The 13524-nt window shown below is 45.1% G+C and carries 12 protein-coding genes; 9 read left to right on the forward strand and 3 right to left on the reverse strand.

Annotated elements, in window-relative coordinates:
- Window positions 1-2 precede the first annotated feature (2 nt).
- Window positions 3-1928, forward strand: a complete 1926-nt coding sequence (locus ABIE27_RS18015) for a beta-glucoside-specific PTS transporter subunit IIABC (RefSeq protein WP_429351132.1) — start codon at window positions 3-5, stop codon at window positions 1926-1928.
- 140 nt (window positions 1929-2068) lie between these two features.
- On the opposite strand, the gene ABIE27_RS18020 is transcribed toward ABIE27_RS18015, so the two are convergent.
- Window positions 2069-2656: a biotin transporter BioY gene (locus ABIE27_RS18020; RefSeq protein ID WP_429351133.1), complete on the reverse strand. Its 588-nt coding sequence runs from the start codon at window positions 2654-2656 to the stop codon at window positions 2069-2071.
- Window positions 2657-2769: 113 nt separating this feature from the next.
- Between ABIE27_RS18020 and ABIE27_RS18025 the strand changes: the two genes are divergently transcribed.
- The 4 genes from ABIE27_RS18025 (at window position 2770) to asd (ending at window position 7856) form a co-directional block, all read left to right on the forward strand.
- Entirely contained in the window at window positions 2770-3627 is an 858-nt protein-coding gene (locus ABIE27_RS18025) for an energy-coupling factor ABC transporter ATP-binding protein (RefSeq protein WP_429351134.1), read from the forward strand.
- A complete protein-coding gene (locus ABIE27_RS18030; protein ID WP_429351135.1) occupies window positions 3624-5426 on the forward strand; it encodes an ATP-binding cassette domain-containing protein in 1803 nt (600 codons plus the stop codon). Before ABIE27_RS18025 ends, ABIE27_RS18030 begins: the two co-directional genes overlap by 4 nt.
- A 141-nt stretch (window positions 5427-5567) precedes the next feature.
- The gene (locus tag ABIE27_RS18035) at window positions 5568-5867 is read left to right on the forward strand and encodes a hypothetical protein (protein WP_429351136.1); all 300 of its coding nucleotides are present in this window, start codon (window positions 5568-5570) and stop codon (window positions 5865-5867) included.
- Window positions 5868-6770: 903 nt separating this feature from the next.
- A complete protein-coding gene (asd, locus tag ABIE27_RS18040) occupies window positions 6771-7856 on the forward strand; it encodes an aspartate-semialdehyde dehydrogenase (protein ID WP_123063637.1) in 1086 nt (361 codons plus the stop codon).
- An 89-nt stretch (window positions 7857-7945) separates the two neighbouring features.
- On the opposite strand, the gene ABIE27_RS18045 is transcribed toward asd, so the two are convergent.
- Entirely contained in the window at window positions 7946-8368 is a 423-nt protein-coding gene (locus ABIE27_RS18045) for a MerR family transcriptional regulator (protein WP_123063636.1), read from the reverse strand.
- Between the two features lie 181 nt (window positions 8369-8549).
- Between ABIE27_RS18045 and ABIE27_RS18050 the strand changes: the two genes are divergently transcribed.
- Window positions 8550-9401 (forward strand): aldo/keto reductase, encoded by an 852-nt coding sequence (locus ABIE27_RS18050; RefSeq protein WP_123063803.1) that lies wholly within the window; start codon window positions 8550-8552, stop codon window positions 9399-9401.
- 120 nt (window positions 9402-9521) lie between these two features.
- On the opposite strand, the gene ABIE27_RS18055 is transcribed toward ABIE27_RS18050, so the two are convergent.
- Window positions 9522-10490, reverse strand: coding sequence for a bile acid:sodium symporter family protein (locus ABIE27_RS18055; protein ID WP_429351153.1), 969 nt, complete (start codon window positions 10488-10490; stop codon window positions 9522-9524).
- A 172-nt stretch (window positions 10491-10662) separates the two neighbouring features.
- On the opposite strand from ABIE27_RS18055, the gene ABIE27_RS18060 reads away from it, so the two are divergent.
- The 3 genes from ABIE27_RS18060 (at window position 10663) to ABIE27_RS18070 (ending at window position 13503) form a co-directional block, all read left to right on the forward strand.
- Entirely contained in the window at window positions 10663-11103 is a 441-nt protein-coding gene (locus ABIE27_RS18060) for a DUF6376 family protein (RefSeq protein ID WP_429351137.1), read from the forward strand.
- Window positions 11104-11461: 358 nt separating this feature from the next.
- Window positions 11462-12217 carry an SDR family NAD(P)-dependent oxidoreductase gene (locus ABIE27_RS18065; RefSeq protein ID WP_429351138.1) on the forward strand — a complete coding sequence of 252 codons (756 nt, stop codon included), beginning with the start codon at window positions 11462-11464 and terminating at the stop codon, window positions 12215-12217.
- 488 nt (window positions 12218-12705) lie between these two features.
- Complete coding sequence (locus tag ABIE27_RS18070) at window positions 12706-13503, forward strand: sulfite exporter TauE/SafE family protein (RefSeq protein ID WP_429351139.1); 798 nt, start codon at window positions 12706-12708, stop codon at window positions 13501-13503.
- Window positions 13504-13524: the final 21 nt, after the last annotated feature.

Below are 13524 nucleotides of genomic sequence, written 5' to 3' on the forward strand. Positions count from 1 at the left end.
TCATGAGTCAAGAGAAACTGGCCAGAGAGATTGTGGAGCGGGTCGGCGGTGAGAAAAACGTAGAATCACTGGTTCACTGTGCAACACGTTTACGATTTGTATTGAAGGATGACTCCAAGGCTGATAAAGCAGGTCTGGAGAAAACAGAAGGTGTTATTGCCGTTAAAGAAAACGGAGGACAATTCCAAGTTGTTGTAGGCAACAAGGTCCCCGAAGTGTATCAGGCAATTGGTCAGATCAGCAATATTTTGGACGATTCATCGAGTAAAGAAAAAAGCGGCAAAAAGGTTAAGGGGTTAGGCGGTATCATTGACGTCATCTCCAGTATCTTCGCACCGCTCCTTGGTGTAATGGCGGGAGCCGGTATTTTAAAAGGGTTGCTGCTGATTGCAAACAATGTGGGTTGGCTGGAAAAGACAGACACGACCTATATCATTCTGTATGCAGCGGCAGATAGTTTGTTCTACTTCTTGCCACTGCTGTTAGCGGTTACAACTGCACGTAAGTTCCAAGGAAATGCATTTGTCGCATTGACGATAGCAGGAGCATTGATCTATCCAACCATTATTCAATTGAAAACGGACGGAACGCCGACAGACTTTTTCGGTATTCCTGTAGTCCTGATGAGTTATGCTTCGACCGTCATTCCAATTATTCTAGCTGTTATTGTGATGAGCAAGCTAGAGAAGTTTTTTAACAAGATACTTCACGATAGTATTAAAAACTTTGTTACACCGCTATTTTTGCTTGTTATTATGGTTCCGCTCACATTGCTTGTCTTCGGACCATTTGGTGTATACGTTGGTAATGGCATTGCATCGGCGATGGTGGCTGCATTTGGATTCAGCCCTTTACTCGCCGGAGCTGTGATGGGTGCAAGCTGGCAGTTGCTCGTTATCTTCGGTGTACACTGGGGTCTGGTGCCTGTATTTATTAACAACATTGCCGTACATGGTCAAGACGGTGTGAAGCCAGCAGCGACAGCTTCTATCTTTGCTCAAACGGGTGCAGCATTTGGTGTCATGCTCAAAACAAAAAATAAAAAATTGAAAACACTCGCTGGTTCTTCAACACTTACAGCTCTGTTCGGGATCACCGAACCGGCCATTTACGGTGTTACATTGCCGCTGAAACGTCCATTTATTGCAGGGGTTATCGGTGGTGCTGTCGGTGGAGCCATTATCGGTCAGGCAGGTACGCAAGCTTTTGCTTCCGGTGCGCCTGGATTGCTGACTTTGCCGATCTTCTACGGACCGGGTGGTCAAGGTTTTCCGGGTTTGATTATCGGTATTGTCACATCGTTCATTGTTTCCGCAGTATTAACGTATATCCTGGGCTTCAAAGACCCTGTCGATGATGAAGAAACAAAGGTAGAATCCGTACCATCTGCTGGAGCAACAGCTACACATAGTAAAGATGCTTCTTCGAAGTCATCTGCTCAGGTTACTGTTACTTCCGATCAAGAGGTATTAAGCCCGATTGAAGGTAAAATTGTTGATTTGGCTGAGGTTCCAGATCCGGCGTTTGCTTCAGGCGCGATGGGTAAAGGGATTGCAATTGAGCCATCAACAGGACGGGTTGTTGCTCCTTTTGATGGAACGGTAACAGTCGCTTTTAAAAAGAAACATGCGCTTGCTGTTGTTTCGGATTCAGGTGCTGAAATTCTGGTGCATGTGGGTGTAGACACGGTCAAACTTGATGGACAGCATTTTATCTCTTACATCGAGGAAGGCGATAGAGTGAAGGCAGGTGATCTGCTACTGGAATTCGATATTGAACAGATTAAAGCGGCCGGTTATCCTATCGTAACTCCAATCATTGTAACGAATTCGGCAGATTACAATGATGTTGTTCCGCAAGCTACTGGACAAGTAAGCAACAAGGATATGCTCTTGAAAATTGTTGGAACTGAAGGTAATAAAGCCTAAGTCATTAGAACAGCGTGTTTGTCTCCATAGAGTTAGACAGAGATAGATAGAGCATTAAACAAACAACCGCCAAGAAATCTGTGGCGGTTGTTTGTTGTGCGTTCGTAATAAGGTTAACTGGCTATGGAAGGAAGCTTGCGTTAGTTCGCCTTCACTACGCCGGAGTGTACATTGCTTGTCAAACGATGAGGTGGATATACCATGCGAACTGGAGCAATGATCATTGTGGCAAAGATGGCTTTGATCAGATCCCCGATGATGTAGGGATAGAAACCTTGAATCATCGCATCCGATAACGACATGCTGAATCGGTATGCCAGCCAAGGAACACCTGTGACATAGTTTAATAGGGATCCAAACAGCTCAATAATAATAAAAGCAAGCGAAAAACCTTTGATTCCTCGAATCTGCACTTTAGAAAGAAGTAAGCCAATCAGCAATGCGGCAAACGGCCACATAATTACGTATCCCCCGGTTGGCCCCAGTAGCACACCAAGGCCGCCTGTACCATGTAACAGAGGAAAACCAAGTCCTGTAAGCACAACGACAAGGGTTATACTGAGAAAGCCATAGAGTGGCCCAAGCAGTCCACCAGCGAGCATCACTGCTAAAGTTTGTAAAGTGATTGGTACAGGTGAAAAGCCAAGAGGGATGCTTATGTATCCGAAAATAACGAGAATGGCAGCCATAAGTGCACTAAATACAATGCCTCGCAATGATAATTTCATGTTTGTACAATCCTTTCGATTTTGATAGAATTATTGTTAACCAAACCAATTAACATGGTTGACGATTAGCATGTTATCATATAATTTCAGAATGTGAAAGGACTAATTTATAAATGCAAGACAAGTTACCTATCATTTCATTGCTAGATGTCCGTGTGTACTATGCTGCTGAAAGCGGTGAAGTTAAAAAGGCGCTGGACGGTGTCTCGCTTACGCTTAAAGCGGGAGAGTGGTTAAGTATCGTGGGGGCAAATGGCAGTGGGAAAAGTACGCTAGCCGGATTGCTGCTCGGTTTCATTCCTGTATCCGGTGGGGAGCGAAATATCCCGGCAAGTCTGGTCATTCGTGGTGTATTACAGCAGCCCGAAGCACAGGTGCTGGGGGATACGATTGAAGAAGAATTTCATTTTGCTTTATCGCATTTACATATATCCGGCGAGGAGAAGGCGAGACGGCGACAAGAAGCGCTGCATCTAGTTGGCCTTCACCACCCGCTGGACACAGTGATCGCACGTTTGTCCGGTGGACAGAAACAGTTACTTAACATTGCTACTGCCCTTGCGGTCAAGCCGGATGTACTGGTTATGGACGAACCTGCAGCGATGCTTGATCCTGATGCGAGAGACCGCATAGAACGTATTGTTCAGTCCGTCACAAGCCATGGTACGGCAGTAATCTGGATTACTCACCATCTGGAGGAAGCGACCTTATGTGATCGGATTATGGCTATGAGTAAGGGGAAATGTGTCTATGACGGCATACCGGAGTCTTTTTTCTATCCAGAGGTCACAGCAATGGAAGCAAAATCAGATACGAAGTCGTACGGATGGCATCTATCTCCTTGTGAAGAGGCCGGGCTGGAACCGCCTTTCACGGTAAAGACGTGTCTGATCTTGAAACAGCGCGGGAAACTGCAGGATGTTAACCCTCTTCGGCCTGAGCAGCTTGCGAAGGAGGCTGCGCGTTGGTGATTGAACTTAATAATATATACGTGCGAGTTCATGATGAAACGAAACGAACCTTACTTGATCATATTTCGGTAACGCTGAACCGCAGTGAGATCACACTGCTTCTGGGCTGCACTGGCTCTGGCAAGACAACGCTGCTGCAAACGATGGCTGGTCTCAAGCAGCCGGATTCTGGGGACATTATGCTTGCAGGAGAGCCGATGTGGCATAATGGCAAGGTACCTCAATCTGTTTTGTTTCAGGTGGGACTTGTGTTCCAGTTTCCAGAGCAACAATTGTTTGCTCGAAATATTAAGCGAGAGCTGTTATATTCCCTTCGCCCTTATCGTTTGAGTGATGCTGAGCAGGAACAGCGGATCGAAGAAACCTTGGCTCATTGGGACCCGCTTAGAGGAGATGAGAGGGAGCGACGTTTTCACTTGGACAGGTCTCCCTTTGCACTTAGCGGTGGAGAGAAGCGCAGATTAGGGCTTGCACTTGGTTATGTGACGAAGCCAAACTGGCTTTTGTTAGATGAACCTAGCGCAGGGCTTGAGGCACAGAGTATCAGGTTGCTGCTTGATTCCCTGGATGAGCATCGTGTGGAAGGCGGAGGAGCCGTCATTGCGACGCACGACCTGGATACATTTCTACCACATGCAGATCGTGTACTTTTATTGAGGGAAGGGCGCCTGAGAGCAGATATAACGCCGCTGGAACTATATAAGCATCCGGAGTTATTAGTGCAAGCGGGAATCGGTCTACCTCCATCCATGCGACTTGCGGCGCAACTGAGGGAGGCAGGGGTGCAGATCAGTTCTCAAGCGATGACCCCGGAAGAGATGGCGGAATCTATTTTACGGTCCGGGATGGAGATGAAGGATACTTCTCTCAACGCGGAGAGTGACAATGACACTGTTGCGATGACACACTGGGCATGTACAAGGACGGCTGCAACTTTCATTTCAAAAAAAGATGGGCGTGGATCTTCTGTTTCTTCAATAACAGACTCTTTGTTGAACGTTAGCGAAAGACCAGAGTCTTCTTCGAGTTCTTCCAGTTCTTTCGGCCGTCTGAAAAGCATGATGGACCCGCGTTTGAAATGGGTATTGTATATGTTGCTTGTTACAGCGGCGATGCTTCAGCATCATTGGGGAGGACTGACGTTAACTTTAATTCCAGTAGCTGGTGCTTTGGCTATCTTGCCTCGACAGATGCTGATGAGTTGTATCAAGTTGATGAAACCACTTGTTTTGTTTTTTGTTCTTTCTACAGCATTATCGGGCAGTACTCTGACCACAGGAGAAAGCGGGATTCAACTGGGCTTTTCCTTAACTCAGGCTGAGGGAACATTACTTAATCTCTACCGCTTGTTCATCGTAACCCTTGCAAGTCTGTGGTTCTCACTTACGACGCCATATGGACACATGGTTGAGGGACTGAACTGGGTGCTGGCTTACGGGCGGAAAATCAGGCTCCCTGTAGCTTCGTTTGCTCTGGCTGTATCGTTGGTTTTTAGATTTATTCCAATGATTTGGAGTGAGTGGCAGCGATTTTCGCTGATCGTACGGGCACGCGGAAAAGTGGCTTTGAAGCCAAATACGGTTCGTGTACGAGACTTGGGGCCTATGATTATTCCTCTAATCATGGCGTTGTTCCAGCGCGCTGAGGATATGACCATTGCGATGGAGATGCGTAAGGTGAGAGAGAACGGCGCGTTTGGCGCTCGTTCCTCACTTCTGTCCTGGAGCAGGCGGGATACCTGGATTAGTATCCTTGGACTGCTTGTGTTTGTTGTACTGGTATCGGTGCGTCATTGGTAGAGACGAAGATGAAGGTGCTGATTTGCTTGTCGTATCAGCACCAGAAACGCAGTGTTTTCCAAGAAAAATGCATAAAAACTTCCCGTTTCGCCCACCTTAAAGGTGCGTTGATCATCTCAAGACGATCAGGAGGGACGAGTGATGGAAGAGAAGTTTTTGCAGGAAGAAAGGCGTGAATATACCGACGTGTCCACTGTAGAGTCGCAGCGGAATGACATTACGCTTGAAGAATTTCCGGAGGGCCCTTACGGTTCATCCTTGCTGTCTGAGTCGCTTGGGAAAAGCTCGCCGTGGCGAGCAGATCAGAGAACCGCACACCGTTTTGACTATGAGAACCATGAGTTGCATGAGGGAGAAGTGCGAGATTATCCGGGTCAAGATGTCTTTGACGAAACGGTTCCAGATGATGTGCACGAACCTCAATACCCGGGTAAAATGTAATGAAGTCTCTGTTCAGTTAAACTAAGATTAACCTTAACCAAGCCTCCGACGGGATTATCCTGTATGGGGGCTATTTTGGTTTTACCTTTTTGGTTATAATTGGATGAGTTATTTTGTTATGTATTGTGTTAAGAGGTAAATAATGAAATAATAAGTGAACTGGCATAGCATTTAAAAAAAATGTGTTTACTTCCGTACTGGAATTTTGATATTATAATCGCAATATCAAATGCAACGACGAGATGAGTAGATAAAAATGTTTCTTTCATCAGAGAGCTCCGGTAGCTGAAAAGGGGCAAAGAACCTTTTATCGAATAAAGACTCTGAGCAGCACATCGGAATTGGCTTACGCTGAAGGATGGTGTGACAGGCGCTCCTGTTATAGAGCTAGAGTATAAACGGATGAAGACAGGTATCTCAATTAGTTGAATTTTTATTTTACACAATAACGGAGAGGGCAGAAAAAACCTGGAGAAGCGAAGCTAAAAGCTTTCTGTAAGAAAGCTACATCGTAAGCATAAGCTTCGCCTTTATCACCGGATTTTCCCCTTACTAAAAGGGAATCAAGAAATCTGGGGATAACAGCGAGGAAGGTTATTCCGTCATCGAAGTGCTCGTGTAAATAATTATTTTAACTTATATAGGTAGCTTGGTCATCCATCACATACTTGAAGAGGTGAATATGGCGACATATTTGCGAATCTGGGTGGTACCACGAGTGTTCAATCTCGTCCCTGAGACTTTTGTCTTGGGGATGGGATTTTTTGGTTTTTTCGGAGCTGGGATTACACGCTTTGGATGGACCTGAATAGTGTGAATGAAAGGGTAATACAGTTTCCAGTATCCCATGTACGATGACAGTAACAGATGATCTAACTTAAATCGAAAGGAAATGATGATTCCATGTCAGCAAAATTAAAAGTCGGTATTGTCGGAGGAACAGGAATGGTGGGTCAACGTTTCGTAGACCTGCTGGATCAACATCCTTGGTTTGAAGTAACAGCGATTTCAGCAAGTGCCAATTCGGCAGGCAAAACGTATGAAGAGTCTGTAAAGGGAAGATGGAAACTAGCGGTTCCAATCCCTGAGCCGGTAAAAAACATTGTGGTGCAAGATGCATCTCAGGTTGAAGCTTTTGCAAGCCAGGTTGATTTTATTTTCTGTGCGGTGGATATGAAAAAAAATGAAATTCAGGCGCTGGAAGAGGCTTATGCCAAAACCGGTACACCTGTCGTGTCCAACAACTCCGCTCACCGCTGGACAGCAGATGTGCCAATGGTTATTCCTGAGATTAACCCGGGCCACTTGGCAGTTATTGAAGCTCAGAAAAAACGTCTGGGTACAACTACAGGTTTTATCGCTGTAAAACCAAACTGTTCCATCCAAAGCTACGTGCCGGCGCTGCATGCATTGCGTGAGTTTAACCCGACACAGGTTGTAGCTTCCACATATCAAGCCATTTCTGGAGCAGGCAAAAACTTTACGGACTGGCCTGAAATGCTGGATAACGTGATTCCTTACATTGGTGGCGAGGAAGAAAAAAGTGAGCAGGAGCCGCTACGTATCTGGGGAAGTGTAGAGAACAATCAGATCGTTAAAGCGTCTTCACCATTGATTACAACACAATGTATTCGTGTACCGGTAACAGACGGGCACTTGGCAACGGTTTTTGTGAATTTCGAGAAAAAACCGAGCAAAGATGAAATTCTGGAGCGTTGGTCTCAGTTTAGAGGTCGTCCTCAAGAGCTGGCTCTGCCAAGTGCGCCGAAGCAGTTCATTACGTACTTTGAGGAAGAGAACAGACCGCAGACCCAGCTGGATCGTGATATCGAGCGGGGGATGGGGGTATCCACAGGTCGTTTACGTGAAGACTCACTCTATGACTATAAATTTGTAGGATTGTCCCACAACACACTGCGCGGAGCGGCTGGCGGTGCCGTGCTGATTGCTGAATTGTTGAAAGCGGAAGGATATATTCAACCGAAGTAACGAGTGTCATCCAATAAACAATGAGTAACATCCAATGAGCAGCATGAAAAACGTCGACATGAAATGTCGGCGTTTTTTGGTGTATTCAATTAGTTTAGGGTAGCTTTAGAGCCGGAAGTTTCCCACTGGGCGGGATTGGTGATGTCAGGAATGCCTTTCTCCAAAATTTCTTGATAATGGAGCGTTTTTTCTTCCAGATGCGCAACACGCTGTTTTGCCTCTTCCAGTTGAGTGAGCGCTGCTTCCTTGAATTGCATCATAAGAGCCAGGCGCTGCGGAACGGTCGAATCACCTTCAAGGCATAGATCTACATAGGTTTTGATATCTTCAATCGGCAGCCCCGTTTGCTTAAGGCATCTGACCCCGCGCAGCCAGTTGATCGCTTCATCGTTAAACAATCTTACATTATTTTTGTTGCGTTGCACGCTTGGAATCAAACCTTTATCTGTATAATAACGAACTGCATGCTCCGTGAGCCCTGTAATCAAGGCAGCTTCATGAACCGTAAACATGTATGATCCCTCCTAAAAAAGAACTACAAAATCGCTTGACTTCGTGTTACACGAAGGTACTAGGGTTATTGTAACGCAAGCTGATTCAAAGCGAAATAACACAGTGCTGTTCATAGAGTTTATGGACAGAAACGCTTGATTGCTTGAGTTAAACCATAAAACCTTAGGAGGAAATAATATGATGCAAACGGTAAAATTAAATAATGGTGTTGAAATGCCCATGATCGGCTTTGGTGTGTATCAGGTTCCTGATCCGCAGCAATGTGAGAACACCGTCTATGAAGCGCTAAGAGCAGGTTATCGTCTGATCGATACGGCAGCCGGCTACATGAATGAAGAAGCTGTAGGACGCGCGATTAAACGCAGTGGGTTACCGCGGGAAGAACTGTTTGTTACGACCAAATTGTGGATTCAAGATGCCGGATACGAAAGCACAAAGAAAGCATTTGCTAAATCATTGGATAAGTTGCAGCTCGAACAGCTGGATATGTATCTGATTCATATGCCTTTTGGTGATTACTATGGTGCTTGGAGAGCAATGGAGGAGCTGTATCGAGAGGGATTTATCCGTGCCATCGGTGTAAGCAACTTTTTACCTGATCGTCTGATGGATCTCATGGTTCATAATGAAATTGTGCCAGCAATTAATCAGATTGAGACACATCCTTTTCAGCAGCAAGTCAGCAGTGCGGCCTTTTTAAAAGAACATGGGATTCAGCATCAATCGTGGTCGCCATTTGCAGAGGGACGCAATCATCTATTCAGTAATGAGACACTTGCTTCGATTGCCGATAAGCATCAGAAATCCGTCGCTCAGATTGTGCTTCGGTGGCTGACGCAGAAAAGCATCGTTGTAATCCCAAAATCAGTCCGAAAAGAAAGGCTTGTTGAGAACATTGACATTTTTGATTTTGTGCTCAGTTCGGAAGATATGCAATCCATAGATGCATTGGATACGGGAGAGAGCCTATTTATGAAAATAGATGATCCAGAGGTGGCCAAAATGCTTGGTAACCTGAAAGTAGAACTGTAACATATTGCAAGATAACCCTTATATATAAGTAAAAGGCTCCTGATACTCTTTAAGCATTTCAGTCAATTGAGATGAAACGCTAGCGGAGATCGGAGCCTTTTTCTATTGCGGATGAAGTTATCAAGCTGCTGAGGTTTTATCCGAGTTGCGAATTAGCTGTGAACGCTTGCCGAGCAAGTACCCTGAAAGGGACGCGAGCATCTGCTGAAATACCATACCAAGCACGACAGGAACAGCAACAGGCGGCGGAAAATAAGTAACCGCAAGAACGGCGCCAGCGCTAATGTTGCGCATCCCTCCGTTAAAGACAAGGGCCACTTGATCCGCTTCGTTCCAGCCCAGCCACCTCGCAATGAAATAACTGAGTGCATAGCCGAAGGAGGCCAGAAAAACGATAATTACCGCCAGTCCAGCCAAGCGCCAGTTGAAGTCAGCCAGATAGGGTGCGACAACCGAGCCGTTAATGGCAACGACCGAAGCCATAAACAATTTGGATAATGGATTAAGGCGAGGCCCCCATACAGGAACGATGCCACCTTTAGTCCATTCATTAAGGAGCATACCGAGCAGCGAAGGGAAAACAATCATCCAGAATAGGCTGCTCATCATCGCTGCCGTATCCAGTGTGACGCTTGTGCCAACAAGCAGGGATAACACGCCGGGCACAACAAACGGAGCCAGCAAGGTATCAATCAATATAATCGAAAGCGTAAGCGCAATATTCCCCCTGTAGATGCTTACCCATATAAAACTGCTAATGCCCGTCGGAATGACTGCAGCGAGAACAAGTCCTGTGATGGTATAAGCATCGGTTGGAAACACGAGATGGCCCATGCCTAGCGCAATAAGAGGCATTGCCAAATGCAAGATCAGAAGGCAAACAAACAGCGGAAAAGGCTTTTTCAAGACATTAACAAAGTCTCGTACACTCAGACTAATACTGCCCGCAAACGTCATGAAGGCAAACAGCCAAGGCGATAAATACGTGTAAGAAGATAAAAAACTGCCGCATAAAACACCAATGATAATACTAGTGGGGGTAATCAGCGGCATGATGCGGTTCAAGCGTTGATTTAAGGCCTGAAGCATAATGATGACATCCCTTTTTTGTGTGATTCTCCTATTATACATCGGAATGTCTAGGCATGCAGGCTGATTTGCAATGTAGCTTTGTGAACAAGTATCATGAAATAAGGTACCATCATTCTGAGATGAAGAAAGGGAGATGATCATGCGAAGGCGAAACAGAACACACAGGACGATGATTACAGCTATTGTGGCCTCCAGTATGTTGATGCTATCCGCTTGTTCGATTGTAGAGCAAGCCAATCAAAGTCTGAGTTATGTAAGCGGTGCTACGGATTATATCAATCAGGTATCGAGTGCTGGAACCGAGTTACAGCAACTTGCAGCAGATGCCATCAATAACCGGGATGTAACGGGTCAGATTCAAGAGAAGATTGATCTAATTCAAGCAGAAGCCGCTGAATTTTCGGAGATGAGTGCGCCTGCTATTGGAGAAAACATTCATGAGAATCTGGTTAGTTATAATAATCAGCTGACAGAAGTTATGAACCAATTCGAAACTTCCGTCGCGGAGCAAGGGATTACCGCTGAGAATTGGGAGAAAACAGGTATTCCAGAATTAATCAACAACATCAACAGCTTGAAGGAACCGCTGAGCGGATTACAAACGGAATAATAAGTTTAAATTAAATATAAGAATAATCTTTCCTTCTCTTTAAGGAGCATTTGAGCATTTGAACAGGAAAGTTACAGAAGACGGGTGATCTGGAAGGGCTGCTCGTCTTTTTTTCATATTTATTTTGTAGAAAGAAAAACGATATGGATTACGACAAAGATCCAAAATGCTGGCAGTGTATAAATCGGGAATACTATGAAGGTGAATGTTTGTTTGGTAACAAGCTGAGCTATCATAATCGCATCATTTGACAAAAGTATGATAGACTATTATGGTTATTTAATAAACATTTATATAGTGACTAACATTAATTTAGTTACCTATAAACCAATTTTATTTAGCAAAGGAGATCTATGTTATGTCCGAACATACGGGAAAAGTCATTGTTATCACAGGTGGAGCAAGCGGGATTGGAAAAGAAACAGCACTGCAACTATCTGCACAGGGAGCAACAATCGTTGTCGCGGATTTTAACGAAGAGGGAGCCAAACAGGTTGCGACTGAGATTGAAGTAGCGGGTGGCATAGCCGGAGCTTATAAAGTGGATGTGTCCAAAGGGGATGAGATTAAAGCTTTGATTGACTGGACTGTTGAAAAGTATGGAACCTTCAACGGGATTTTCAACAATGCGGGTATCGGTCTTGTAAAGCCGTTTCTGGAGATGGACCCGGAATCCTATCACAAGGTTATTGATGTGGATCAACATAGCGTATACTACGGCATGTATTACGGTGCGAAGAAAATGGTTGAATTAAACGTGCAAGGCACGATTGTGAATACAGCTTCGATCTATGGAAGCGTGGCAGCTGTCGGCAGCTTCAACTACAATGCGGCGAAAGCGGCAGTAGTGATGATGTCCAAATCGGGTGCACTTGAACTGGCCGAGCACGGAATTCGCGTGTTGGGTGTAGCGCCTGGGTTCATCGAAACTCCGATTCTGGGGAATGACAAAGCCATGAAGGATGCATTGGCCACTCAACATATGCGCGGAGAGTTAATCCAGCCGGAAAAAGTAGCAAGTGTGGTCACCTTCCTGTTCAGTGATGCCGCGAGTGCGATGAATGGTACAACGGTGGCGGTTGATGATGGTTTCCTGAGTTTTAAAACGAAATAACGGTTATCTAACCCTAAATCATATTGCATTTAAAAGAACAAAAAGGCACAGGAGGTAATTTTCCTGTGCCTTTTCATGTTCACTCTTGTAATCAAATCATCATATAATGGTGTCGAATTATCCCGAAATTTAGAAGTTCATGATACAATAAAAGTGCTGACTCGTTTTATCCATTTGTGGTGTCGTATACAATACGGACTCCAAGTGAGCTATAACTTTCTTCTTTATAGTGACAATGAGTGCAGGTTTTGACTGAGCATAACTCATCATGATGTGCTTGTAATTTTTCGTTACAGCGAGGACATGTATTCACAAAAAGTGTCTTCAACACATTCAACATGCTTAATCACTCATTTCTGATTAAATTACTTGGTTTTAAAATATTATACCCGAATCCAAGTGTCCTGTATATGTTTTTTGTGATCAAAGTTTATCTTTTTTTGGTTTTGTATCTTCGTATTATCTTCAAGAAAGGAAGCGTATAACCGATGGATCTTTTGCTTTTCTTCATCATGTTCATACTGGGTCTCATCGGTTCGTTTTTCTCCGGATTGCTTGGCATCGGTGGGGCGATCATTAATTTTCCTCTATTGCTTTATGTGCCGGAAATGGCAGGGCTCGAACCGTTCACGGCTCATCAGGTGTCAGCCATCAGTATGTTTCAAGTGTTCTTTGCCTCGCTTGCGGGCGTACTTGCATTTCGCAGGAAAGCAAAGGCAGGCATGACTAGCGGCGCCGTGATCGATTCCAAACTTGTGCTGTATATGGGAAGCAGTATTCTGGTGGGTAGTTTAATTGGCGGTTTTATCTCAGGCATGCTGGCTGAACGTATGATCCATCTGGTTTATGGCATTCTGGCGATCATTGCGATCGTTCTAATGCTCGTTCCGAGCAAGGGGCGGCTGGATCTAGACCAACCGCTAACGTTTAATAAAATGATTGCTTCAAGTACTTCGTTTGCCGTAGGAATCGTTTCAGGAATTGTCGGGGCTGGTGGTGCGTTTGTACTCATTCCTGTTATGCTGACTGTTCTGAAGATCCCGGTTCGGACAACGATTGCCTCATCCCTCGCGATTGTCTTCATCTCTGCAATAGGAGGTGTTATTGGGAAGTTATCTGCGGGAGACATTCCAGTGGAGCCGATTATCTACACCGTGCTTGGAAGTTTGATTGGCGCATCGATTGGCTCAAGGGTAAGTTCTATGATTAATGTGCGGCTGCTTCGGTATGCGTTGCTTCTCCTGATTGCGATTACCGCGGTTAAAGTATGGTCTTCCGTATTCTGATTATCTGTCTTATCTCTCAGA

Origin of the sequence: Paenibacillus sp. 4624 (genome assembly GCF_050435065.1) — a bacterium.
Classification (GTDB): domain Bacteria; phylum Bacillota; class Bacilli; order Paenibacillales; family Paenibacillaceae; genus Paenibacillus; species Paenibacillus amylolyticus_D.